The 21,764-nt window shown below is 70.8% G+C and carries 22 protein-coding genes; 17 read left to right on the top strand and 5 right to left on the bottom strand.

Features of this window, described 5'->3' with window-relative positions; translation table 11 throughout:
• Positions 1-13 precede the first annotated feature (13 nt).
• The 6 genes from JOD31_RS11810 to JOD31_RS11785 all read left to right on the top strand — a co-directional run bounded on the left by JOD31_RS11810 (position 14) and on the right by JOD31_RS11785 (position 4,185).
• Positions 14-862: a 23S rRNA (adenine(2030)-N(6))-methyltransferase RlmJ gene (locus tag JOD31_RS11810; RefSeq protein ID WP_204950559.1), complete on the top strand. Its 849-nt coding sequence runs from the start codon at positions 14-16 to the stop codon at positions 860-862.
• Between the two features lie 243 nt (positions 863-1,105).
• Positions 1,106-1,318 (top strand): cold-shock protein, encoded by a 213-nt coding sequence (locus tag JOD31_RS11805; protein WP_204950558.1) that lies wholly within the window; start codon positions 1,106-1,108, stop codon positions 1,316-1,318.
• Positions 1,319-1,457: 139 nt separating this feature from the next.
• Entirely contained in the window at positions 1,458-2,057 is a 600-nt protein-coding gene (locus tag JOD31_RS11800) for a glutathione S-transferase family protein (protein ID WP_204950557.1), read from the top strand.
• Positions 2,058-2,182: 125 nt separating this feature from the next.
• Positions 2,183-2,593, top strand: coding sequence for a hypothetical protein (locus JOD31_RS11795; protein ID WP_204950556.1), 411 nt, complete (start codon positions 2,183-2,185; stop codon positions 2,591-2,593).
• 97 nt (positions 2,594-2,690) lie between these two features.
• On the top strand, positions 2,691-3,638 hold the full coding sequence (locus JOD31_RS11790) for an ArgK/MeaB family GTPase (RefSeq protein WP_204950555.1): 948 nt from the start codon (positions 2,691-2,693) through the stop codon (positions 3,636-3,638).
• Between the two features lie 25 nt (positions 3,639-3,663).
• The gene (locus JOD31_RS11785) at positions 3,664-4,185 is read left to right on the top strand and encodes a hypothetical protein (RefSeq protein WP_204950554.1); all 522 of its coding nucleotides are present in this window, start codon (positions 3,664-3,666) and stop codon (positions 4,183-4,185) included.
• A gap of 89 nt (positions 4,186-4,274) precedes the next feature.
• Here JOD31_RS11785 and JOD31_RS11780 read toward each other — a convergent pair whose 3' ends face one another.
• Positions 4,275-5,132: a S1 family serine peptidase gene (locus JOD31_RS11780; RefSeq protein WP_204950553.1), complete on the bottom strand. Its 858-nt coding sequence runs from the start codon at positions 5,130-5,132 to the stop codon at positions 4,275-4,277.
• 375 nt (positions 5,133-5,507) lie between these two features.
• Here JOD31_RS11780 and JOD31_RS11775 point away from each other — a divergent pair, with 375 nt between their 5' ends.
• The 3 genes from JOD31_RS11775 to JOD31_RS11765 all read left to right on the top strand — a co-directional run bounded on the left by JOD31_RS11775 (position 5,508) and on the right by JOD31_RS11765 (position 8,830).
• The gene (locus JOD31_RS11775; protein WP_246482478.1) at positions 5,508-6,944 is read left to right on the top strand and encodes a cell wall hydrolase; all 1,437 of its coding nucleotides are present in this window, start codon (positions 5,508-5,510) and stop codon (positions 6,942-6,944) included.
• Positions 6,941-7,957 (top strand): P1 family peptidase, encoded by a 1,017-nt coding sequence (locus JOD31_RS11770; protein ID WP_204950552.1) that lies wholly within the window; start codon positions 6,941-6,943, stop codon positions 7,955-7,957. Before JOD31_RS11775 ends, JOD31_RS11770 begins: the two co-directional genes overlap by 4 nt.
• 138 nt (positions 7,958-8,095) lie before the next feature.
• Positions 8,096-8,830, top strand: a complete 735-nt coding sequence (locus tag JOD31_RS11765; protein WP_204950551.1) for a cytochrome c biogenesis CcdA family protein — start codon at positions 8,096-8,098, stop codon at positions 8,828-8,830.
• Positions 8,831-9,070: 240 nt separating this feature from the next.
• Here the strand turns inward: JOD31_RS11765 and minE are convergent, their stop codons facing one another.
• The 3 genes from minE to minC are packed head-to-tail and all read right to left on the bottom strand — an operon-like array spanning position 9,071 to position 10,927.
• Positions 9,071-9,340 (bottom strand): cell division topological specificity factor MinE, encoded by a 270-nt coding sequence (minE, locus tag JOD31_RS11760; protein WP_204950550.1) that lies wholly within the window; start codon positions 9,338-9,340, stop codon positions 9,071-9,073.
• Entirely contained in the window at positions 9,337-10,152 is an 816-nt protein-coding gene (minD, locus tag JOD31_RS11755; RefSeq protein WP_020185972.1) for a septum site-determining protein MinD, read from the bottom strand. The genes minE and minD overlap by 4 nt, the downstream gene beginning before the upstream one ends.
• 46 nt (positions 10,153-10,198) lie before the next feature.
• Positions 10,199-10,927, bottom strand: a complete 729-nt coding sequence (gene minC, locus JOD31_RS11750) for a septum site-determining protein MinC (RefSeq protein WP_204950549.1) — start codon at positions 10,925-10,927, stop codon at positions 10,199-10,201.
• Positions 10,928-11,160: 233 nt separating this feature from the next.
• Between minC and JOD31_RS11745 the strand changes: the two genes are divergently transcribed.
• From JOD31_RS11745 to JOD31_RS11725, 5 genes are all read left to right on the top strand, one after another.
• On the top strand, positions 11,161-13,377 hold the full coding sequence (locus JOD31_RS11745) for a putative bifunctional diguanylate cyclase/phosphodiesterase (RefSeq protein WP_204950548.1): 2,217 nt from the start codon (positions 11,161-11,163) through the stop codon (positions 13,375-13,377).
• Between the two features lie 98 nt (positions 13,378-13,475).
• Positions 13,476-14,372, top strand: coding sequence for a hypothetical protein (locus JOD31_RS11740; protein ID WP_204950547.1), 897 nt, complete (start codon positions 13,476-13,478; stop codon positions 14,370-14,372).
• A 3-nt stretch (positions 14,373-14,375) separates the two neighbouring features.
• Complete coding sequence (locus tag JOD31_RS11735; RefSeq protein ID WP_204950546.1) at positions 14,376-15,557, top strand: glycosyltransferase; 1,182 nt, start codon at positions 14,376-14,378, stop codon at positions 15,555-15,557.
• 575 nt (positions 15,558-16,132) lie between these two features.
• Positions 16,133-16,633 carry a hypothetical protein gene (locus JOD31_RS11730; RefSeq protein WP_204950545.1) on the top strand — a complete coding sequence of 167 codons (501 nt, stop codon included), beginning with the start codon at positions 16,133-16,135 and terminating at the stop codon, positions 16,631-16,633.
• Positions 16,542-17,879, top strand: a complete 1,338-nt coding sequence (locus JOD31_RS11725; RefSeq protein ID WP_428980908.1) for a DNA-packaging protein — start codon at positions 16,542-16,544, stop codon at positions 17,877-17,879. The genes JOD31_RS11730 and JOD31_RS11725 overlap by 92 nt, the downstream gene beginning before the upstream one ends.
• An 8-nt stretch (positions 17,880-17,887) precedes the next feature.
• Here the strand turns inward: JOD31_RS11725 and JOD31_RS11720 are convergent, their stop codons facing one another.
• On the bottom strand, positions 17,888-18,283 hold the full coding sequence (locus tag JOD31_RS11720; protein ID WP_204950544.1) for a hypothetical protein: 396 nt from the start codon (positions 18,281-18,283) through the stop codon (positions 17,888-17,890).
• A 136-nt stretch (positions 18,284-18,419) separates the two neighbouring features.
• Between JOD31_RS11720 and JOD31_RS11715 the strand changes: the two genes are divergently transcribed.
• The 3 genes from JOD31_RS11715 to JOD31_RS11705 all read left to right on the top strand — a co-directional run bounded on the left by JOD31_RS11715 (position 18,420) and on the right by JOD31_RS11705 (position 21,679).
• The gene (locus tag JOD31_RS11715) at positions 18,420-19,577 is read left to right on the top strand and encodes a phage portal protein (RefSeq protein WP_246482477.1); all 1,158 of its coding nucleotides are present in this window, start codon (positions 18,420-18,422) and stop codon (positions 19,575-19,577) included.
• Between the two features lie 85 nt (positions 19,578-19,662).
• The gene (locus tag JOD31_RS11710; RefSeq protein ID WP_246482476.1) at positions 19,663-20,181 is read left to right on the top strand and encodes an HK97 family phage prohead protease; all 519 of its coding nucleotides are present in this window, start codon (positions 19,663-19,665) and stop codon (positions 20,179-20,181) included.
• Between the two features lie 229 nt (positions 20,182-20,410).
• Complete coding sequence (locus JOD31_RS11705; protein ID WP_204950542.1) at positions 20,411-21,679, top strand: phage major capsid protein; 1,269 nt, start codon at positions 20,411-20,413, stop codon at positions 21,677-21,679.
• Positions 21,680-21,764 lie beyond the last annotated feature (85 nt).

The following is a 21,764-nucleotide window of genomic DNA, read 5'->3' as shown; positions in this document are numbered from 1 at the left end:
CCGGTCGCCGCACGTGAACTACCGTCACGCCTTTCACGCCGGCAATTTCGCGGACGTGCTCAAGCACGTCCTGCTCGCCCGCGTCATCGAACACCTCAACCTGAAGAGTGCGCCCTGGGGGTATCTCGACACCCATGCGGGCGTCGGCGTCTACGATCTCGAAGGCGAGGAGGCGAGCCGGACCGCGGAATGGCGGAACGGCGTCGGCCGCCTCGCCGGGCGGCGGTTGGGGGAGGCGGCGGAGCGGCTGCTCGCGCCATGGCGCCAGGTGTTGGCCGAGTTCGACGACGGCGCGGGGCGGCCGGGGCGCTATCCCGGCTCGCCGGAGATCGTCCGCCGGCTCGCGCGCGACGACGACCGCCTTCGCCTGTGCGAGCTGCACCCAAAGGACGCCGCCGCCCTCGGGCAGGCGATGGGCCGGGACAAGCGCGTGAAGGTGGTCGAGATCGACGGCTGGACCGCGCTCAACGCTTGGCTGCCGCCGCGGGAGCGCCGCGGCCTCGTGCTGGTCGATCCGCCCTACGAGCAGCCGGGCGAACTGGCCCGCATGGCGGAGCGCTTTCTCGCGGCGCACGCCGTTTGGCCGACCGGCGTCTTCGCGCTCTGGTATCCGGTGAAGGACCCCCGCGACCTCCAGGCGCTGATCGAGCCGCTGAAGGCTTCGGGCCGGCCCAAGCTGCTGCGCGTCGAGGTCCATGTTCGCGGGTGCGAAGACGACCGGCTGCTGAACGGGTCCGGGCTCATCCTCGCCAACCCGCCTTGGACGCTCGCCGACGACTGCCGTTCCGGACTGCCGGAAATCGCCCAGGCTCTCCAACAGGACGCAGGCGGGCGGGCGATCGTTGAAGAACTGAGCGCCTGACCAGCGCGTCCGCCCGTCGTCGACGCCGATCTGCCCCCTCCTGAGGCGCCGCGCCCTTGGAACGCGCCATCTTTTCGCCTTGCCTTTCGCAGGTGCGAAACGTTACCAAAATGGGGAGGCCGAGCGTGATGGGCGAGGCGGCGCAGGTGAAACCTTCGTCTTTGCAGCCCAGGCGGGCGGGCGGCGTTCGATACGCGCCGGAGGGGGCGCGGGTGGTTCACATGCGAGCGAAGGGGGCGCCACATGGCGCAAAGCGGGACGGTCAAGTTCTTCAACGCCGAGAAGGGGTATGGCTTCATCAAGCCGGACGGCGGCGGCGCCGACATCTTCGTGCATGTCTCGGCCGTGACGCGCTCGGGTCTAACGGGTCTTGAGGAAGGCCAGATGGTGACGTTCGAGGTCGAGCCGGACCGCAAGGGCAAGGGTCCCAAGGCGGTCAACCTCACCGTCGGCTGACGCGCCTGCGGGCGGAGCAGAGGGATCGCGGGCGGCGGGGCTTCGCGCGTTTCCGCCGCGTCTCCCCGTGCTACAGGGTGACGGCGATCCTGACGGTCGCCGCCGGGGGGTCCGAAGGTCCTCATGCTCTGGAGACGCCATGCTCATCCTGCGTTCCGCCGCCCCCTCGCCATTCGGGCGCAAGGTCAAGATCGCGGCCGCGATCCTCGGCCTGTCCGACCGCCTCACCGTGGTGGCCACAAACACCGCCGACCCGGCTGACCCGATCCGCGACGTCAACCCGCTCGGCAAGATCCCGACCCTCGAGTTCGAGAACGGCGCGACGCTGTTCGACAGCCGCGTGATCCTCGAATACCTCGATCATCTCGCCGGCGGCGGGAAGATCATCCCCGCCGACCCCTCCGCCCGTTTCGCCGCGCTGCGGACGCAGGCGCTCGCGGACGGGCTGATGGACGCCGCCCTGCTGCAGATCTACGAGCGGCGCTTTCGCGACGAGGCCAGGATCGAGCCGAAGTGGCTCGAGATGCAGGCCGGCAAGGTCGCCCGCGCGCTGGCCGCGCTTGAGGCCTCGCCGCCGGTGGAGCACGGCGACGTGGGCGCCATCGCGGTCGCCTGCGCGCTCGGCTATCTCGACTTCCGCTTTGAAGGACAATGGCGCGCGCAGCATCCGAAACTCGTCGAATGGCTCGACGCCTTCCGCGCCACCACTCCCGCCTACGACGCCACCGCGGCGCACTGACGCTTTCGCCCATCGTCGCCCCCCTCGGGGGTGGCTGATCCGGACGCGGCGTGCCAAACGTAAGCGCGCCATAAGAAGGCGAGCGCCGCGACAGACGGCGCCGCCCGCGTCGGAGGACCTCACCTATGCGTCACGCCCGCTTCGGCCTCGCGGCCGCCGTTTTCCTCGCCGCCAGCGGCGCGGCCCTCGCGCAGGGCGCGCCGTCGTCGGGCCAGCAACAGCCGGCCGATCCGGCCGAATCCGCGAAGGTCGACGCCGCCTACACCGCCGCCTGCACGGCGAAGGTCTCGAAAGACCTGTGCGGCTGCGTGGTTCAGGTCGCGAACCTGCACATCAACGACGTCGCCGAACGGCAGGTGTTCTACGACTACATGATGGGCGACGTGGACAAGGCGAAGGCGCAGCGCGCCATGTTCCCGCCGGAGAAGTCGCGCGTGTTCAACGTGGCGCTGCAGAAAGCCGACAGCATGCTGAAGGACGCCTGCGACCGCTACAAGACCGCACCCGCCCCGACGAACGCCGCGCCGAAGCCCTGACGCCGAGGCGCCCCGCCGACGAAGGCGCCGTCGCGGGCGCCGCGGAATCGTGCGAGAGGAGGCTGACGCTTCTCTCGCCCCCGGTGCGCCAGTTTCCGTGACAGCCCAGCCGTTTCCCGACCTCCAGACCCTGCGCGGCGCCGGCAAGGTTGGCCTTGCGCGCGCGCTCGCCCGGCTCGAGCGCGGCGCCGGCGGCCTCGAGGTCGCGGCCCTGCTCGACGCCGCGGAGGCCGAGCCGAAGGGCGACGTGATCGGCCTCACCGGCCCGCCGGGCGTCGGCAAGTCCACCCTCACCGGCGCGCTTGTGCAGCGCCTGCGCGGCCGTGGCCTCTCGGTCGGCGTGGTGGCGGTCGATCCCTCGTCCATGCGCTCCGGCGGCGCGCTGCTCGGCGACCGCGCGCGCATCCCGACCGACCCCGACGACCAGGACGTCTTCGTCCGCTCGCTCGCGGCGCGCGACCGCCTCGGCGGCCTGTCCGACCTCGCCTTCGGCGTGGTCATCCTGATGCGGGCGCTGTTCGACCGGGTGATCGTGGAGACGGTCGGCGTCGGCCAGTCGGAGGCGGACGTGGCGCTGGTCGCCGACACCATCCTCCTCGCCGTGCAGCCCGCCTCCGGCGACGCGCTGCAGTTCATCAAGGCGGGCGTGATGGAGCTGCCGGACGTCGTGGCGGTCACCAAGGCGGACCTCGGCGCCCCGGCCACGCGCGCCCGCGACGACCTCGAAAGCGCGCTGACGCTCGCGAGCGGCGGCGCCAACGGCTGGCGCCCCCCGGTGACGCTGGTGTCCTCGGAGACCGGCGATGGCGTCGAAAACCTCGCCGCGCTGGTGGACGAGCACCTCGCGCATCTGAAGGCGACCGGGCAGCTCGTCCCGCAACGCAGACGGCAGTCCGAAGCCCGGCTGAAAGCGGCTCTCAAGGCCCGCTTCGGCACGGCCGGCGTGGCCGCCGCGGCCCCGCTGCTCCGTGAGCTCTCCGGCGGCGCCTTCGCCCGCGAACGCGAAGTCACCACACGCCTCGCCGCCCGCCTGACCGGCCCCTGACGCGCCCTCATTACTTGCCGACGAGATGCAGACGCTGCCTGCGCGCCATCGCCTGGTGAAGGACGCCGCCTGGAAAGCTGCGGAGCCGACGCTGCGCGAGTTCGATGCGGCGCTACGCACTGCGCGCCGCGAGATCGAGGCCGTCGAAGCTCGGACCTTCGCCCCGCCGCGTTCGACGAACGCGAGCGATACGATCTTGGCCGGCGAAATCCGCCGCCGACTGTCGGAGCTTAAAGAGGACGAGCGGCGTGCAGCGCTAGAGACGGCTCTGGCCGAGGGAGCGGATGAGGTTGTCGCCGCTGCGCTACACGGCCCGGCGATGCTGTCGGGGATGTCGGCGCCGCAGCAGGCGAGCCTTCGCGACCGTTGGCGTCGGTCCCGGCATGGCGACGAGATCGAGCGTATCGACCGGCTAAAGTCGGCCGTCGCCGACACGGAACGGGGAGGGGCGCTGTTGGTGGGCTACGCCGCGTCGCTCGCCGACCCGCAGATTATCGAGAAGGCCGAAGCGTCGGAGGCCGCTGCGAAGGCGGCCCTCGCGAGCTAACGAGATAGCGCTCCTCCGGTAACGCCCTGCCGGGGTTGAGCGCTTAGGCGGCGCGTCGCGTATTGGCTGATCCGCGACGCGCCGCCAACTTACGATCGGTGGTGTTGGATCACTGCGGCAGCAATTACTCTTTCAATGTCCCAGCTGGGCGTAACTAACGACATTCCGCTGAGTATTTTGACATGGTCTTTTTCGGGAACGTTAGGAGGCTCACTTTGATCTTGAGTTGCTTTGATCCCTTTCCGTATTTCTGAAGTTTCTTGAAATTGTGACGTAAGCATTCCGAGCATCATGAGAAGGATTACGCCATCTAGCATAATAAATGATTGTTCAAGATTTTTTGCAGGAGGCTGTGTTAAATCGAACCCAGGAGTTCTGTAAACAAATACAGGAGATCCTGAATATCCGCCTCTACACCTAAGGTCGACGCAAAGCATATCACTGAATTTGTCGGTAGGATTTATAAGCTTACTGTGCATCATGCTGATATTGCCAAATCTTACGGATGGCTTGTTTACTTTGCCTCCATCGTGATCGACAAATCTGCCAATTAAGAATACATCTTCTCCTGGTCCGATTTCTTCCCTTGTTATAATTTCTTTCGTAATAAAATCACCTGGCCTTACAAATGAACCCTTATGTCTTAAATGATCGTGCCGATAGATGGCGACAGCTACATCAATTCCGGGTTGAAAATACCATTCTGAAGGGTCAAGGTCGATTATATCTGATCCGCCATCTGGGCTGTTTATTCGAGCGACTGAAAATCCATCTCTGACAGCGACGTGCCAATTCGATACGATGCACGTATAACCCTTGTTGCTGTCGTCGATCGGGTAGAAGGCAAAAAATCCCGTACCACCTTCTGCTTTTCCGATCTCAGCATCTTCAGTCGATTTATAGAGGTAAACGGTGCAATTTAAATAAGATGCCGGGATCTTGGGCATTTAGAGAAATACCTCGCGAGCGTCCGACGAAACCAGCGCGGTGGAATTTCCCGGCTGAACGCCATCCTAACGCGAAGGAAGAGGAGGATTTCAAGAAGGGATTTCGTGTGCCGGGCGCGCCGTAAGACACGAGAACGCATCCCGAACGCCCAGCGCCCCGCACCCCCAATAATTTTACGCCATTTTACCCAGCGGCATAAAAGCCTCTCGGGCCTCCCGGCTAAGCCCTTTTACATACAGCGTAAATTTTCGGCCCGCCGCCAAAATCGCCCCCGTTAACCGCTCCTCAAGGTTAAAACGCGAAAACCATACCCGTGTGTGGTTTCGGCTGAGGCGGACGTGGTCCGCCCCGGCGTCGCGTGGAGTGCGCGTTCGATGGCGTCACGGGAGACGAAGCGGCGCGCCGGCGGACGGCGGGAGCGGCGGCTCGGGCCGTTCATGCTGCGCCTCGCGCTCGCGGCCGCAACGCTTCCCTTCGCCACGACCTCCATCGCGCGGCAGGACGCCTTCGGCCTCTCGTCGGGCCGCGCACGGGGGGAGGAAGGCGATCGCGCGCTCTATCTCGCAGCCGGGCATCGGCGCGCGGCCGATCTCGTCTCGCTCGAGGCGGCCGACCTGTTCGCGTCGGGTCGCGGGCCCGAATTGTCCGTCGATCCGCTCGGCGGCGGCGAGTACCTTTTGCTGCGGGGGGCCGAGGAGCCGAAGGCCGAGGTGGTCGCGGCCGCGGTCAAGGGCCAGGGTCCCGAAGCGTTCCTCGACCGCACCGTGAAGGGCGACCGGAGCGCCATCCTCCCGCCCCCCGAGCCGACGGCGCCGACGGTCGCGGCGATGGTCGAGTCGGGCGAGGCGTTCGTGACCCTGCCTGCGATCGGCGCGCTGCTTCATCCCGACCGCCGCGGCGTGCTGAGCGTCCTGCCGCTGGTCGGCGACGGCCGCCGCGCCGCTCCGACCATCATTCTGCCGCCGCGGCCGAACCACGCGGAGCTGTCCGCCAAGGTCGCGGACGCCGCGCCCAAGGACGAGGGCCTCGACGAGGACGGCGCCTATTCGACGGTTCAGGACGTCGGCGCGGTGACGCGCGTGCCGATGACGCGCCGCGAGGCCGGCGCCAATCACGACGGCTCGACGCCGTCCGTCGCGTTCCTGTCCGGCGGCCACATCCCGCGCACCACCACGCCCGAGACGGAGCCGCCCATGGCGGTGGCGGCGATGCCGGTGGCGCCGACGAAGGGCGACGCCGGTCATCTTGCGAAGGTCGACGCCCGCGCCGACGACGCTCCGCTGGGCAAGGGCCCGCTCTCGGAAGCTGAGACCGCGGCGCTCCGCGGCGGCCTCGACGGCGTCATCCAGACCCGGATCTCCCGCCGCCTGTTCATCCCCGAGGCCCAGCTCGCCTCGTCGGAAAAGTGCCTCGCCGAAGCGATCTACTTCGAGGCGCGCGGCGAGCCGGTCGAAGGCCAGTACGCGGTGGCGCAGGTGGTGATGAACCGCGCGCGCTCCGGCTATTACCCGAACAGCGTCTGCGGCGTCGTCTACCAGAACAAGGCCTGGCGCAACGCCTGCCAGTTCTCCTTCGCCTGCGACCGGATCCCGGACCGGGTGAACAACGTCTACGCATGGCGCTTGGCGACCCGCATCGCCCGCGACGTGACCGAGGGCGGCGCGTGGCTTCCCGAGGTCGGCTCTTCGACGCATTATCACGCGACCTACGTCCGCCCGCGCTGGATCCGCGACATGGTCAAGCTCGACAAGATCGGCCGCCATATCTTCTACCGGGTGCGCTGGCACGCGCCCCAGCCGGGCGACGCGTGAGGCTCCGGGCGGGCGCCCGAAACCTCCTGACGGACGTCGCGGGCGTCCGGGTGGGCCACGCCGACGACGCCGGGCTCGCCTCCGGCGTCACCGCGATCGTGTTCGATGGGCCCGCCGCCGCTTCGGTCGACGTGCGCGGCGGGGGGCCGGGCGTCCGCGAGACCGAGCTGCTCTCCCCTGAGCGCACGGTGCAGGCGATCGATGCTCTGGTCTTCTCCGGCGGCTCCGCCTTCGGCCTCGACGCCGCCGCGGGGGTGATGGCGGCGCTGGCGGAAGCCGGCCGCGGCTTCGCCGTGGGACCGGCGCGGGTCCCGATCGTGCCGGGCGCGATCCTGTTCGACCTGAACAACGGCGGGGACAAGGACTGGGGCCGTTATCCGCCCTACCGCGACCTCGGCTATTGCGCGACGCTCTCCGCCGGCGAGGACTTCGCGCTGGGCTCGGTCGGCGCGGGGCTCGGCGCGCGCACCGCCACGCTGAAAGGCGGGCTCGGCTCGGCCTCGGCGGTCCTCGAAGACCTCGGCGTCACGGTGGGCGCGCTGGCCGTCGTCAATGCGCTGGGCTCCGCGACGGTCGGGGAGGGAGCGCATTTCTGGGCCGCGCCGTTCGAAATCGGCGACGAGTTCGGCGGGCGCGGGCCGGCGCCCGTGGTTCCGCCCGAGGCGCTGTTCCCGCCGGCGAAGCCGCAGGCCGGGGCGCATACGACGCTGGCCGTCGTCGTGACCGACGCGCGCCTGACCAAGGCGGAAGCGAAGGCGCTCGCCGTCATGGCGCAGGACGGGCTCGCGCGGGCGCTCGTTCCCTGCCATTCGCCGCTCGACGGCGACGTCGTGTTCTCGGCCGCGACCGGCCTTCGGGAGCTCGAGGGGGATCGCGTGGCGGCCTTGACCGCGCTTGGGCACGTGGCGGCGCTGACGCTTGCGCGCGCCGTCGCCCGTGGCGTGTACGAGGCGACGGCGCTGCCGCTTCCGGCCGTGCAAGCCGCGTGGCGGGACCGGTTCGGGCCGTCGTAGAGCTTCGGGGCGCGGGCGCGCGCCGGGGCGACCCCTTACTTCACGTTCCCGCGCCGCGCCGAACGGGCGCCTTTCGTTCGGCCCGAAGCCGGGCTAGGGCAGGGGGGCGCGAAAGACCTCGCGCGACCGGAGCGTGAGATGATCGGCGTCGTCACCATTCCCGCCGCCTTCGCGGCCGGGGCGATCAGTTTCTTAAGCCCCTGCGTGCTGCCGCTGGTGCCGCCCTACCTGTGCTTCCTCGCCGGCACGACGCTCGACAAGCTCACCGCCGACGACGCGCCCAAGGCCGCCACCGGCCGGGCGCTGGCGGCCGCCGTGCTGTTCGTCGCGGGGTTCTCCACCGTGTTCGTGGCGCTCGGCGCGACCGCGTCGCTGCTCGGCCGGTTGCTGCTCCAGAACGCGCCGCTGCTCGCCACCATCGCGGGCGTCGCGATCATCGTGATGGGGCTGCACTTTCTGGGGCTGTTCCGCATTCCGTTTTTGATGCGCGACACGCGCTTGGAGGTGCAGAAGCCCGTTGGACTCTGGGGCGCCTACGTGATGGGGCTCGCCTTCGCCTTCGGCTGGACGCCCTGCATCGGGCCGGTGCTGGCGGCGATCCTGTCGGTCGCGGCTTCCGAGACCACGGTGGCGGCCGGCGCGGGGCTGCTCGGCGTCTACGCGCTCGGCCTTGGCGTGCCGTTCCTGATCGCGGCGCTTGCGATGAAACCCTTCGTCGGCTTCCTCCGCCGCTTCCGCTCGCATCTTGGCACGGTCGAGAAGGTCATGGGCGGATTGCTGGTGCTGACCGGGATCGCCTTCCTCACCGGCTTCACCACCACGGCGTCGTTCTGGCTGCTCGAGACGTTTCCGGGGCTCGCGACGCTGGGGTGAGCGGCGCGCGCGCTTCGACCGAGCCTCGAATGGGCCGACCGCAGCCGTAGCCCCCGGGCATGTCCCGGGGCCTATGATCCCACGGTCGAGATGCTCTTCAGACGGCGGGCTGATGGGCGCCGGGACTTCGCCCGGAACGACGGCGTGGCTCCTCGTGAAGCTGCCGAGGGAACGGCGTGAGTGAAAAACGGCGCGCTCCAAGGAGCGCGCCGTTTCATTTCGCGTCGAACGGGGCCGCCGTCAGCCGGCGAGCTTCAGTCCGCCATTCGGCGTGCGGATCTCGATGTCGACCTCGAGGGTCGCCAGCGTGTCGCGGGTGTCGGTCTTGATCCGCACCTTCTCCGGATCGATCGCGATGTGCTTCGCGATGACGGCCAGGATCTCGTCCTTGAGCTGGGCGACGAGGTCGGTGCGGCCGAACACGGCGCGCTCGTGGGCGAGCAGGAGCTGAAGGCGCTCGCGGGCGGCGGGCGCCGAGGTGCGGCGCGTGAAGAACTTGAGAACGCTCATGCCGCCCTCCGACCGAACAGGTTGCCGAACAGCCGCTTCTTCTCGCTCGGCACCGTCATCTCGATGGTCTCGCCGCGCAGGCGCCGCGCCGCGTCGAGGTAGGCGCGCGCCGGCGCCGACAGCGGGTTGGCGAGCGTCACCGGCGAGCCGAGGTTGGAGGCCTTCAGGACCTCCGGGCTCTCCGGGATGATGCCGAGCAACGGGATCGACAGGATCTCGAGGATGTCGTCGACCTTCAGCATGTCGCCGCGCTCGGCCCGGACGGGGTCGTAGCGGGTGAGCAGCAGCAGCTTCTCCATGGTCTCGCCGCGCTCGGCCTTCTCGGTCTTCGAGTCGAGCAGGCCGATGATGCGGTCGCTGTCGCGGACCGAGGAGACTTCCGGGTTCGTCACGATGACCGCGAGGTCGGCGTGGCGCATCGCGAAATAGGCGCCGCGCTCGATGCCGGCGGGGCTGTCGCAGATGATCCAGTCGAAGCGGCCCTTGAGCTCGTTGATCACGCGCTCCACGCCCTCGGCCGTCAGCGCGTCCTTGTCGCGCGTCTGGGAGGCGGGCAGCAGCGAGAGGCTCTCCACGCGCTTGTCCTTGATCAGCGCCTGGTTGAGGTTGGCGTCGCCCTGGACCACGTTGATCAGGTCATAGACGACCCGGCGCTCGGCCCCCATGACGAGGTCGAGATTGCGCAGCCCGACGTCGAAATCGATGACGACGACGCTCTGCCCGGTCTGGGCGAGAGCCGCGCCGAGGGCCGCGGTCGACGTCGTCTTGCCGACGCCTCCCTTGCCCGACGTGACGACCAGAACCTCAGCCATGTGACTTCTCTCCAAAAATCGTTGTGTCGTGTCGTTCGTCGAAAGATCAGTCGAGCGCGTGAACGCGCAGGATTTCGCCGTCGAGCTGGGCGCGGACGGGCTTGCCGCGGAGCGCCTTGTCCAGCTCGTCGGTGGTCATGTAGACGCCGTCGATCGCCAGCAGTTCGGCGTCGAGCTTGCGGCAGAAGATGCGCGCCTTGCCGTCGCCGGCGGAGCCCGCGATCGCCCGGCCGCGGAGCGCGCCGTAGACGTGGATGGAGCCGCCCGCCACGATCTCGGCGCCGGAGGCGACCGAGCCGCAGATGGTGACGTCGCCCTGGAACGAGATGCTCTGGCCCGAGCGCACGGGGTGGTCGATCACGAGCGAGGTGGTCGAGGCCGCGGCCGCTTCCTTGGCCGAGATCTCGCCGGCCGCCCGTCCGCCGACCGGCATGGCGAGCCGGGCGTTGGGGCCGTCGAGGAACTTCGGGTCGCAGCCCTCCACCCCGATGATCCGCACCTTGCGGATGTCGAGCTCGCCCAGCAGGGCGGCGAGCAGGCGGGGGGACAGCTTGATGCCGGAGACGTCGAGCACGACCGGGCGCTCGCCGAAGAAGCCGGGCGAGCCTGCGGTGAGGCCGTCGAGCTCGGCGTACCACTCCTCGAGCGGCTGCTCGGGGGCGAGCACCAGCGCCATGAAGGAGCGGCCGCGGAAACGGATGGGACGCCGCTTGGCGGCGGTCTCGGAGACGGCGTCGGCCGGCTTCGGCACGATCTGGAGAGCGGCTTGCGACACGAGCGGTCCCGGAATCAGGAGGGTTAACGAAGCGTTGCCAGCTGAGTTGACGCTCCCGTGGTTAACGACGGGTTAACCGGCCCGGCACTTTCTGCCGGGCGCCCGCGCAATCTGCGACGCCGTTGGGCGATCCGCCCTCAAGCTCCCGGCGAAACAGGCCGCCGAGCGGGTCGCGGCGCCGAAATCTTTAGTCTTTGGCGCCAGGATGCCCCCCGCATCGGGGGCGAGCGAAGATGTCGCATGATCAGGACGCCGCGGCGGCGGCCGCGCTGGGGCGCCGCGCCATGACGGCGCTGGTCGGGGCGATCGTGTTCGCCTTCGTGGTCGCCTTCGCGCTGCTGACCTGGATCGCCGACGACCAGGACGTCACCGCCGAACGGCGCTCGATCGCGCTCGAGAGCCACGCCTGGCAGGGGCGGCGGGACCTGCTCGCGACGACGCTCGAGGACTACGCCGCCTGGGGCGCGGCCTACGCCAACCTGCATGTCCGGGTCGACATCGACTGGGCCTACACCCAGGCCAACCTCGGCGACACCGTGTTCAACCGGCTGGGGTTCACCCATGTCTTCGTGGTGGGACCGGCGGGAGAGACGCGCTACGCGCTCGTCGACGGCGCCCTGAGCTCCTCCACGGTCGAGGACACGTTTGGCCCCTCGGTCGCCGACCTGATCGCCCGCGCGCGTCAGGCCGCCGGCGACAACGCGACGGCGCCGACGCCCGGCCTGCTGACGGTCGGCGGCCATCCGGCGATCGTCTCGGCCGCGGCGATCTCGACCGGCGCCGACTGGACGGTGACGCCGGTCCCGGGGCCGGCCTCCGTGATGCTGTTCGCGGAGCGCATGACGCCGGCGCGGCTGAAGGCGCTCGGGTCGCGCTACTTCGTCGACAACCTCCGCGTCGCGCGGGACGCGGCGGACGCCGCCGCCGCGCCGTCCGTCCGTCTCGCCCTCGAGAACGGCTCTCCCATCACGCTGCGCTGGGACCCGGAGCGCCCCGGCCGGCGACTGGTGGACATGGTGCTGCCGCTGGTGTTCTGCGCGGGCGCGGCCATGGCCTTCCTGCTCGCGCTGTTCGTGCACGACTCCCGCCGCGCGACGGGCCTGATCCGCGCGAGCGAACGCCGGCTCCAGGCCGCCTACCGCGACGTCGAGCGCAAGGCGATGCACGACGCCACCACCGGGCTGCCGAACCGGCTGATGCTCGACCGGCACATGGAGGAGCGCCTGCAGGACCCGGCGGCGCGCCCGGCGCTGCTGTTCCTCGACCTTGACCGCTTCAAGCCGGTCAACGACGCCCATGGCCACGCCGCCGGCGACGAGGTGCTGCAGCAGGTCGCGGAGCGGCTGCGCCGCAGCCTGCCCGAGGGCGACCTCGTCGCGCGGGTCGGCGGCGACGAGTTCGTGGTTGTGGCCGCAGGCCTCGACCAGGAGGGCGTCGAGCGGCTCTGCCGGCGGCTGATCGCGACCGTGGCGGCGCCGATCCGGCACGCCTTTGGCGAGGTCCGCGTCGGCCTGTCGATCGGCGTGGCGATGCCGGAGCCGGACTGCGACGCGGGCGAGCTGATGCGGCACGCCGACCTCGCGCTCTACCGCGCCAAGGAGGCCGGCCGGGGCACCTACCGCTTCTTCGCAAGCGAAATGAACGAGAAGATCCTCGGGCGCCGGAAGCTCGAGGCCGAGCTCTGGCAGGGGCTTGAGCGGCGCGAGTTCACGCTGGACTTCCAGCCGCGCTACGACACGCGCTCGATGCGCGTCCGTCGGGCCGAGGCGCTGCTGCGATGGCGCCATCCGACCCGCGGGCTGGTCAGCCCGTCGGAATTCATTCCGCTCGCCGAGGAGACCGGGCTGATCGTCCCGATCGGCGAATGGGTGATGCGGGCCGCCTGCGCCGCCGCCGCGCGCTGGCCGGAGATCGGCGTCTCCGTGAACGTGTCCGCTGTCCAGATGCGCGACGACCAGCTCGCGGCCGTCGTGGCGGACGCGCTTCTCAGCTCCGGTCTGGAGCCCAGCCGGCTCGAGATCGAGATCACCGAAAGCGTGCTGATCGAGGACGCCGACCGAGCCCGCGCGGTGATGCTGGAGCTGAAGGCCCTCGGCGTCCGCCTGGCGATGGACGATTTCGGAACCGGCTACTCCTCCCTCGGCTATCTCCGCAGCTTCCCGTTCGACGCCATCAAGATCGACCGCCGCTTCGTGGCGGATCTCGGGCCCCGCGGCGAGGCGCGCGCCATCGTGCAGGCGATCCTCGGCCTTGGCCGCGCTTTGGGCCTTACCGTCACCGCCGAGGGCGTCGAAACCCCCGAGCAGCTCATGCTGCTCCGCGTCGATTCCTGCGACGAGGTTCAGGGATTCTACCTCGCGCGACCGCTCTCCGAGCCCGACCTCCTGGGCCTCCTGACCGGCGGCCAAGCCCCCGAGCTGCGCAGCGCGAGCGGCGGGGCGAGGGGCTGACCGACGACCCCCGGATCATCCGATCGGACGCTGGTCAGCGCACGAGGAGTGTGGTCTCTTTTTGGCTCTGACGATTCGCCCGGGGGGAGCGAGATCACATGCACATGAGATTGAAGACGGCGCTCCTGTCGGGCGCCGCGATTGGGCTTGCGCTCGGCGCGGGGGCGCCGGTTCGGGCCGCTGACATGTTTTCGGAGAGCGCCGGGCTCGCTCCCGCGGTCGACGTGCTGAACGGCAAGGTCGAAGGCTTCGGCGGCTGGGCGGATGGCCGCTTCGGCCGCAGCGGCGACTTCGTCGGCGGCGGGCTGGCCTCGGTCACGCTGCCGCTCGGCGAGCGCTTCGGCGCGCAGGTCGACGGCATCGCGGCGTCGAAGCGTGGCGACTTCGTCGGCGGCGGCGCCGGCCATCTCTTCACCCGCGACCCGGCGAGCTACCTGTTCGGCGTCTATGGCTCCGGGATCGGCTTCGACGACCGGCTCAATTCGTGGAACGCCAAGATCGGCGCCGAGGGCGAGGCCTATTTCGGCCGGCTGACCCTGTCCGGCGTGCTGGGCTACGAGCGCATCGGCGGCGGTTCGAGCGCGACCGAGCGGACCCGCAAGGGCGGCTCGTTCTTCGACTATGTCGACGTGAGCTACTACGTCACCGACGACTGGAAGGTCTCGGCCGGCCACCGCTACACCGGCCGCAAGCACGCCGCGGCGCTTGGCACGGAGATCGCGCTGCCGGTCGCCGGCTTCGACTCCTCGGCCTTCGTCGAGGGGCGCCTCGGCGAGAAGGACTACAAGGCGGTCTGGGGCGGCCTGAAGGTCTACTTCGGCGGCGGCGACAAGACCCTGATCGCCCGTCACCGCGAGAGCGACCCGCCGAACTGGCTGAAGGACGACCTGTTCGCGACCTCCTCGCGCAAGCGCAGGTCGGCCGGCGTCACGCCGCCGCCGCCGCCTCCGACGTGCGGCGGCGAAAGCTCCTGCGGTCCCTGCTACCCGCAGTAAGCCATGCGCCGCGCGCTGCTCGCGTGGGAAGGCGGGGCCGGGCGCGGCCATGTCGTCACGCTGAAAACGGTCGCCGAAGCCCTCGGCGACCGTTTCGTCTTCGACGCGGCCCTGTGCCGGATGGAGCACGCGGCCGAGCTCGATCCGGTCTGCGAGCTTGTGTTTCCCGGCGCGAGTTTCCAGCCCGACGAGTCCCGCCGTCGTGGACCGGGCAGGGTCCCCACCGCCACCTGGGGCGAGTTCCTCGGGGATCTCGGCTTCCGCGACGACGGGTTTCTGAGCCGCCAGATCGCCTGGTGGCAGGAGGTGATCCGCTGCCGCCAAATCTCGCTGGTGGTCGGCGACTTCGCGCCCTGCGCGCTGATGGCCGCGCGTGGCCTCGGCGTTACCGCGGTCGCGATCGGCGTCGGCTACTCCTGCCCGCCGCCGGACATGGCCGCGTTCCCGATCTTCATGCCCGAGCACGCCGAGCGGCTCTACGACGAGCGCGACATCGTCGCGGCCGTCAACCGCGCCGCCACGCCGCTCGGCGTTCCCGAGATCGACCGGCTGCCGGCGGTCTATGCGTCCGACGACCAGCTCGCGCGGACGCTGCCGATGCTCGATCCCTACGACGGGCTGAGGAGGCGTCCGCTGCTGCCGCCGGTGGCCGATCTCCCGACCGCCCCTTCCGACGGCTCCGGCGAGGAGATCTTCGTCTACTTCTCCACCACCGAGCGCGGCAACCCGGCGTTGATGGAGGCGCTGGAAGACCTCGGCGCCCCGACCCGGGCCTTCATCCCCGGCCTCGACGCCGCAGACGCCGCGCGACTCGCGGCCCGCGGCGTGACCGTCGAGCCCGCCCCCGTGCCTGTCGATCTGATCGCCCGCCGCACCCGCCTGCTGCTGAGCGCGGGCCAGCATGGCATCCTGTGCCTCGGCCTCGGCGCCGGCCTGCCGCAGGTGGCGGCGCCCCAGCATCTGGAGCAGGGCTACCACGCCCGCCGGGCTGCGGAGGCGGGCGTCATGCGGGTCGTTTCCCGCGAGGAGCGCAGCGCGGAGGCCTTCCGCGCGGCCGTCCGCGACGCCTACGCCCAGCCGGGCGCCGCCGCCCGCGCCCGAGCGCTGGCCGCTGACCTTCGCCCCCGGCTCGCGCGTGACCCGCGCGTCGACATCCGCGCGCGGGTGCTTGCCGTGACTGGCTAGACCCGAACGCCCGACGCTCGCTGGGTAGGCTTCCACAAGGCTCGAGAACCGCTGGCCCGCGACGATCCGGACGGGGTGAACCCAAACGCAGGGAGCGGAAAAGGCGCTCAACCGCTCCCCAACGGTTGAGCATCGTCTAAGGGGCCTGAACCGGAGAGGGGCGGAATTCCGGCGCAGCGTCTTTCGGACGGGGGACACCCTGGACGCGGCGCGACGTTAGCTCAGCCATTCTGAATTTATTCTAATAATAAGGTTCATCTCCGGTTCAGACGGTTCACGGGCGGTTAACGGGCGAGACCGCGCATTGCCTACCGGTCCGGCGCGGAGTGCGTGACGTAGCGCGCGTCGCAGCGGGCCTCCAGATTGGCCTAAGCCGGCTCCGCCAAGTCATCGGAGCCATGACCCAGCGCGCCGCCGGCCCTCCCACAAAGCTCCGCTCCTGATCAGCTAAAAATCCTAACTAGGAAAATATGCATTGACAGCGTGACGCTGCTCGGGTAGGTTTCTCCCATGCTCCAGAACTGCGGGCGAGGGACGGCGGCGACGCCTTCCACGCCCCGAGAGGGAGGCCTTCCATGACGGAGTTCGACGCTGCGCCCAAAGCCGGGCCGAAGCCGCGTGCGTCCGCCGAGACCATCGCCGAGGCGCGGCGGCTGATCGAGACCACGAGCCTGACCCAGGCGGAGATCGCCCAGCGGATCGGCGTCTCCGGTCAGGCGCTCTGCCGCATGGTGGCGCGCGAAGGCTGGGGCCGGCCGGCGGTCGATCGGCTGGAGACCGTGCGCCGGCTGCGGCTGCGGGTCGACGAACGGCTGGCCGCCATCGAGCCGCTGCTCGCAAAATCCGGCGGGAGCGGGCTCGACGAGGCGGAGCGGGCCGCCAAGACGCTCGGCGCGCTGGTGCGCACGCTGAAGGATTTGGCCGCGCTCGATCGGGACGAGGCGCGCGCCGGCGGACGGGGGGACGAGAATGGCGGACCCGTCGATGTCGACGCCCTCCGGGACGAGCTTGCGCGCCGACTTGCTCGCATGCGCGCCGAGCACGACGAACAGGTTCCTGGCCTCCCTGAGGCCTAGGGACGTCGAGGCTCTGGCGGGCCTCTGGCCGATCTGGGCGCGGACCGACCAGACGCCCCCGGCCGGCGACTGGACGACCTGGCTGATGCTGGGCGGGCGGGGCGCGGGCAAGACCCGCGCCGGCGCCGAGTGGGTGCGGGGGCTGGTCTTCGGCCGGGAGGGCTTCGCGGCCGCTCCGGTCGGCCGCATCGCGCTGGTGGCGGAGACCTACGCCGACCTGCGCGAGGTGATGATCGACGGCGTGTCCGGCCTGCTGGCGGTGAGCCCGCCGGCCGAACGGCCGAGCTACGAGCCGACGCGCAAGCGCCTCGTCTGGCCGAACGGCGCGATCGCGCAGGGCTTTTCCGCCGAGGATCCGGAGGCGCTGCGCGGGCCCCAGTTCGAGGCCGCCTGGTGCGACGAGGTCGCCAAATGGCGCCACCCGCAGGAGACATGGGACATGCTGCAGTTCGGACTTCGCCTCGGCGAGCGGCCGCGCCAGCTCGCGACCACCACGCCGCGCGCCGTGCCGCTGATCAAGCGGCTGCTGGCCGACCCCGCCACCGCGGTGTCGCGGGCGACCACGCGGATGAACGCCGCGAACCTCGCGCCGCGCTTTCTCGAAGCGGTGGTCGGGACCTACGCCGGCACCCGGCTCGGCCGGCAGGAGCTCGACGGCGAGCTGCTGGAGGACGACGAGGACGCGCTCTGGAGCCGCGAGGCGATCGAGCGCTCCCGGGTGCGGGAGGCGCCGGAGCTGAAGCGCATCGTGGTCGCCGTCGATCCGCCGGCGGGCGGCGGGAAACGCTCCGACGCCTGCGGGCTGGTGGCGGTGGGGCTGGGCGCGAACGACCGGGCCTATGTGCTGGCGGACGAAACCGCCCACGCCGCCCGGCCGGAGCTCTGGGCCGCCCGCGCGGTCGCGCTGCACCGCCGGCTCGAGGCCGACGCGCTGGTGGCGGAGGTGAACCAGGGCGGCGAGATGGTGCGTTCCGTGATCGCGCAGGTCGACCCCGGCGTGCCCGTCGTCGCCGTCAGGGCCACGCGGGGCAAATGGCTGAGGGCCGAGCCGGTCGCAGCTCTCTACGCGCAAGGGCGGGTGGCCCATGTCGGCGCCCATCCTGCGCTCGAGGACGAGATGGCCGCGTTCGGCCTCGACGGCCTCGCCAACGGCCGCTCGCCCGACCGCGTCGACGCCCTCGTCTGGGCTGTGACGCATCTGATGCTCGGCGCCCGGGGGAGGGGCCCGCGGGTGCTGCGGCTGTAAGCCGGCCGTCAGCGCTCGCCGCGGCCGGCCTTCTTCGGATCGCGGTAGATGCCCTGGTTCAGCGAGGGATCGTCGGCCTTGTTCTCGCTCGACCCCACGGTCGAGCCGCCGCCCTGGCCGTTGCGCCCCGCGACGCCGCCCGAGCCGCGTTCGAGGCCGCCCTGCTTCGCCGGGGCTTCGTCGGCGCCGGTCCCCACCGTCCCGCCGGTCCGCGGGGCCGTGGCGCCCGGCGCCGTCGTGCCCGCGGCGCCCGAGCCGCTCGTCGACGATCCGCCGCCGGCGGACCCGGACGACGACGACCCGCCGGAGGATCCGCCGCCGGAGCCTCCGCTCTGCGCGTAGGCCTCGAAGGGGAAACTCAAGAGCGCCGCGGTGGCGAGCGCCAGTGCGATGCGCCGTTTCATGGCTGGCTCCTCTGATCGTGGCCGACGCGGCCGCCCATGCCGGAGCCGCGTCCTGACGAAAAAACGCGCCGCCGGAACCGATCGTTCCGACCGGTCGCGAGGGGTTCCCGTTTCCGCCCACCAGATGGAGAGCGCCATGGCGTTTCCCTTCGCTCGCCTTCTCGGCCGCGCGCCCGAGGCGAAGGCCTCCCGCGCCGGCGGCCTGCTCGCGCTGCACGGCGGCGGCCGGGCGGTGTGGAGCCCGCGCGATCCGACCAGCCTCGCCCGCGAGGGTTACCAGCGGAACCCGATCGTCCACCGCGCGGTGCGCCTGGTCGCGGAGGCCGCCGGAGGCACGCCGCTGACGCTGATGGAGGCCGGGCGCGAGCTCGAGGGCCATCCGCTCGCGGCGCTGCTGGACCGCCCGAACCCGCGGCAGGGGCGGGCGGGCCTCGTCGAGACGCTGGCGTCGCAGCTGCTGATCGCCGGCAACGCCTATGTGGAGGCGGTGACGCTGGGCGACGAGGTCCGCGAGCTTCACGCGCTGCGGCCGGACCGGATGCGCGTCGTCCCCGGAGCCGAGGGCTGGCCCGAGGCCTACGAGTACCGCGTCGGGGCCGAGGTCGTGCGCTTCGACCAACGCGCCGAGCCGGTCCCGCCGATCCTGCACCTGACGCTGTTCCACCCGCTCGACGACCACTACGGCCTGAGTTCGCTGGAGCCTGCGGCGACCGCCCTCGACCTGCACAACGCCGCCTCCGCCTGGAACAAGGCGCTGCTCGACAACGCCGCCCGGCCCTCCGGCGCGCTGGTCTACAAAGGCGCCGAGGGCGCGGGCCTCTCCGACGACCAGGTGGAGCGGCTGAAGGAGGAGCTTGAGGCGCAGTTCTCCGGCGCCGCCAACGCCGGAAGGCCGCTGCTGCTCGACGGCGGGCTGGACTGGAAGCCGCTGTCGCTCTCCCCGCAGGAGATGGATTTCCTCGCCGCCAAGAACGGGGCTGCGCGCGAGATCGCGCTCGCCTTCGGCGTGCCGCCGATGCTGCTCGGCATCCCGGGCGACGCGACCTACGCCAACTACCGCGAGGCCAACCGCGCGCTGTGGCGCCAGACCGTGCTGCCGCTGCTCGGCCGCCTGGCCGAAAATCTCGCCGGCTGGCTGTCGCCGGCCTATGGCGCGGCGCTGACGCTGACGCCCGACCTCGACGCGATCGAGGCGCTGGCCGAGGAGCGCGAGTCGCTCTGGCGCCGCGTCGGCGCGGCGGACTTCCTCACCGCCGACGAGAAGCGCGCGGCGGTGGGGTACGGGGCGGGGTGAGCCGACGGCCACGCCGCCTGCGGTTCGATCTTCGGTCGCTGCGATCGTCCTGCGGTTCTCCGCCTCCGATCATCAGGAGCTTTCCATGACGCCAGCTCTGCGCCGGCCGCGCGCCGTCGCGCCCGAACTGAAGCGCCTGCCCGTCGCCCCAGCCGTCTCCGCGGACGGGACGATCGAGGGCTACGCCAGCCTGTTCGACGTGGTCGATCTCGGCCGCGACCGGGTGGCGCGCGGGGCCTTTGCGGCGAGCCTCGCCCGGCGCGGCGCCCGCGGGGTGCGCTTCCTGTTCCAGCACGATCCGGCCGAGCCGATCGGCGCCTGGGAAAGCCTCGCCGAGGACCGGCGCGGCCTGCGCGTCCGCGGCCGGCTCAACATGGCCGTGGCCCGCGCCCGCGAGGTGCACGCCCTGCTGCGCCAGGGCGGGCTCGACGGCCTGTCCATCGGCTTTCGCCCCGTCCGCCATGCCCGCGAGCCGGGCGGCGTGCGCCGTCTCGTCGAGGTCGACCTCTGGGAGATCTCGGTCGTCACCTTCCCGATGCTGCCCGACGCCCGCGTCGGCGCGGTGAAGGGCTCTTCTCCTTTCCTCCAACCCACGCCGGCTTGACCCGGATCGGCGTCCCCAAGCTCTCCGTCGTCCTCCGGCTTGACCGGAGGACCCACAGTCGGCGTCGGGCTCGACGCCCTAGATGGATGGTCCGGACTAGCCGGACCATGACGGCGCGGGGGACGGCGCCGGCCGCTTTTCGATCTCATTTGCGCAAGCCTCGCCCCGACCTCCAGGTCGGGATCGGGAAAGGCGCGCCTTGCTTCCTCAGCCCGAAAGGTCTTCGTCCATGACGTTTTCCGATTTCGCCTCGCCCGAAACCAAGGCGGCGGGCGCCGCGCCCTCCAGCCTCGAGGTGGTCCACGCCTTCGACGACTTCATGCGCGCCTTCGAGAGCTTCAAGGAGGTCAACGACGAGCGCCTGGCCGAGATCGAGCAGCGGCTGTCGCCGGACCCGGTGACCAGCGAGAAGCTCGCCCGGCTGGACGACGCGCTGGACCGGCAGCAGAGACTGCTGGACGATCTGGCGCTCAAGGGCCGCCGGCCGGCGCTGGAGGCGGCGGGCGCGCCTGCGCGGCTCGTGACCCGCGAGCACAAGGCGGCGTTCGACGCCTATGTCCGGCGCGGCGAGGTGTCCTCGCTGAAAGGGCTGGAATCCAAGGCGCTGGTCGCCGGGACCGACGCCCAGGGCGGCTACCTCGTGCCGGAGGAGACCGAGCGCGAGATCGGCCGCAAGCTGGCGGAGGTCTCGCCGATCCGCGCCATCGCCAGCGTGCAGCAGGTAACGTCCTCGGTGTTCCGTAAGCCCTTCGCGACCGAGGGCTTCGCCTCCGGCTGGGCGGCGGAGACCGCGGCCCGCGCCCAGTCCGCGACGCCGGCGCTGGACGAGCTGGCGTTCCCCGCCATGGAGCTGTTCGCCATGCCGGCGGCGACGCAGACGCTGCTGGACGACGCCGCGGTCGACCTCGACCAGTGGATCGCCCAGGAGGTGGAGACCGCCTTCGCCGAGCAGGAGAGCGTCGCCTTCGTCACCGGCGACGGCGTGACCCGGCCGCAGGGCTTCCTCACGCCCGACAAGGTGGCGAACGCGAGCTGGAGTTGGGGCTCCATCGGCTATGTGGCGACCGGCGCCGCCGGCGCCTTCGCGGCCAGCAACCCCTCGGACCGGCTGCTGGACCTCGTCTACGCGCTCCGCTCCGGCTACCGGCGCAACGCCCATTTCGTGATGAACCGACGCACGCAGGCGACCGTCCGCAAGCTCAAGGACGCCGACGGCCGCTACCTGTGGGAGCCGCCGGCGACGGCGGGCGCCGAGGCCACGCTGATGGGCTTCCCGCTCGTCGAGGCCGAGGCCATGCCGGACGTCGCGGCCGACGCCCACGCCATCGCTTTCGGCGACTTCCGCCGCGGCTACCTGGTGGTGGACCGGATCGGCGTGCGCACGCTGCGCGATCCCTTCACCTCGAAGCCCTACGTGCTGTTCTACACCACCAAGCGCGTGGGCGGCGGCGTGCAGGACTTCGACGCCATCAAGACGCTGCGGTTCAGCGCAAGCTGAGGCTCTTCATCCCTCCTCGCGCGGAAGCGCGGGGAGGGTGGCCTCGGCCGTCAGACCGGGGTCGGGTGGGGTCTTTGGCGTAGCG

The organism is Methylopila capsulata, from assembly GCF_016907975.1.
Classification (GTDB): Bacteria; Pseudomonadota; Alphaproteobacteria; order Rhizobiales; family Methylopilaceae; genus Methylopila; species Methylopila capsulata.
Note: the sequence above shows the minus strand (reverse complement) of the source record. Positions and strands in the feature narration are given on the sequence as shown.

Bases quoted from the DNA above. Each gene is read 5' to 3' on its own strand.
- JOD31_RS11805 (WP_204950558.1), top strand. From the start codon at position 1,106: ATGGCGCAAAGCGGGACGGTCAAGTTCTTCAACGCCGAGAAGGGGTAT.
- JOD31_RS11800 (WP_204950557.1), top strand. From the start codon at position 1,458: ATGCTCATCCTGCGTTCCGCCGCCCCCTCGCCATTCGGGCGCAAGGTC.
- JOD31_RS11795 (WP_204950556.1), top strand. From the start codon at position 2,183: ATGCGTCACGCCCGCTTCGGCCTCGCGGCCGCCGTTTTCCTCGCCGCC.
- JOD31_RS11785 (WP_204950554.1), top strand. From the start codon at position 3,664: ATGCAGACGCTGCCTGCGCGCCATCGCCTGGTGAAGGACGCCGCCTGG.
- JOD31_RS11780 (WP_204950553.1), bottom strand. From the start codon at position 5,132: ATGCCCAAGATCCCGGCATCTTATTTAAATTGCACCGTTTACCTCTAT.
- JOD31_RS11775 (WP_246482478.1), top strand. From the start codon at position 5,508: ATGGCGTCACGGGAGACGAAGCGGCGCGCCGGCGGACGGCGGGAGCGG.
- JOD31_RS11765 (WP_204950551.1), top strand. From the start codon at position 8,096: ATGATCGGCGTCGTCACCATTCCCGCCGCCTTCGCGGCCGGGGCGATC.
- minE (WP_204950550.1), bottom strand. From the start codon at position 9,340: ATGAGCGTTCTCAAGTTCTTCACGCGCCGCACCTCGGCGCCCGCCGCC.
- minD (WP_020185972.1), bottom strand. From the start codon at position 10,152: ATGGCTGAGGTTCTGGTCGTCACGTCGGGCAAGGGAGGCGTCGGCAAG.
- JOD31_RS11745 (WP_204950548.1), top strand. From the start codon at position 11,161: ATGTCGCATGATCAGGACGCCGCGGCGGCGGCCGCGCTGGGGCGCCGC.
- JOD31_RS11740 (WP_204950547.1), top strand. From the start codon at position 13,476: ATGCACATGAGATTGAAGACGGCGCTCCTGTCGGGCGCCGCGATTGGG.
- JOD31_RS11735 (WP_204950546.1), top strand. From the start codon at position 14,376: ATGCGCCGCGCGCTGCTCGCGTGGGAAGGCGGGGCCGGGCGCGGCCAT.
- JOD31_RS11730 (WP_204950545.1), top strand. From the start codon at position 16,133: ATGACGGAGTTCGACGCTGCGCCCAAAGCCGGGCCGAAGCCGCGTGCG.
- JOD31_RS11725 (WP_428980908.1), top strand. From the start codon at position 16,542: ATGTCGACGCCCTCCGGGACGAGCTTGCGCGCCGACTTGCTCGCATGC.
- JOD31_RS11720 (WP_204950544.1), bottom strand. From the start codon at position 18,283: ATGAAACGGCGCATCGCACTGGCGCTCGCCACCGCGGCGCTCTTGAGT.
- JOD31_RS11715 (WP_246482477.1), top strand. From the start codon at position 18,420: ATGGCGTTTCCCTTCGCTCGCCTTCTCGGCCGCGCGCCCGAGGCGAAG.
- JOD31_RS11710 (WP_246482476.1), top strand. From the start codon at position 19,663: ATGACGCCAGCTCTGCGCCGGCCGCGCGCCGTCGCGCCCGAACTGAAG.
- JOD31_RS11705 (WP_204950542.1), top strand. From the start codon at position 20,411: ATGACGTTTTCCGATTTCGCCTCGCCCGAAACCAAGGCGGCGGGCGCC.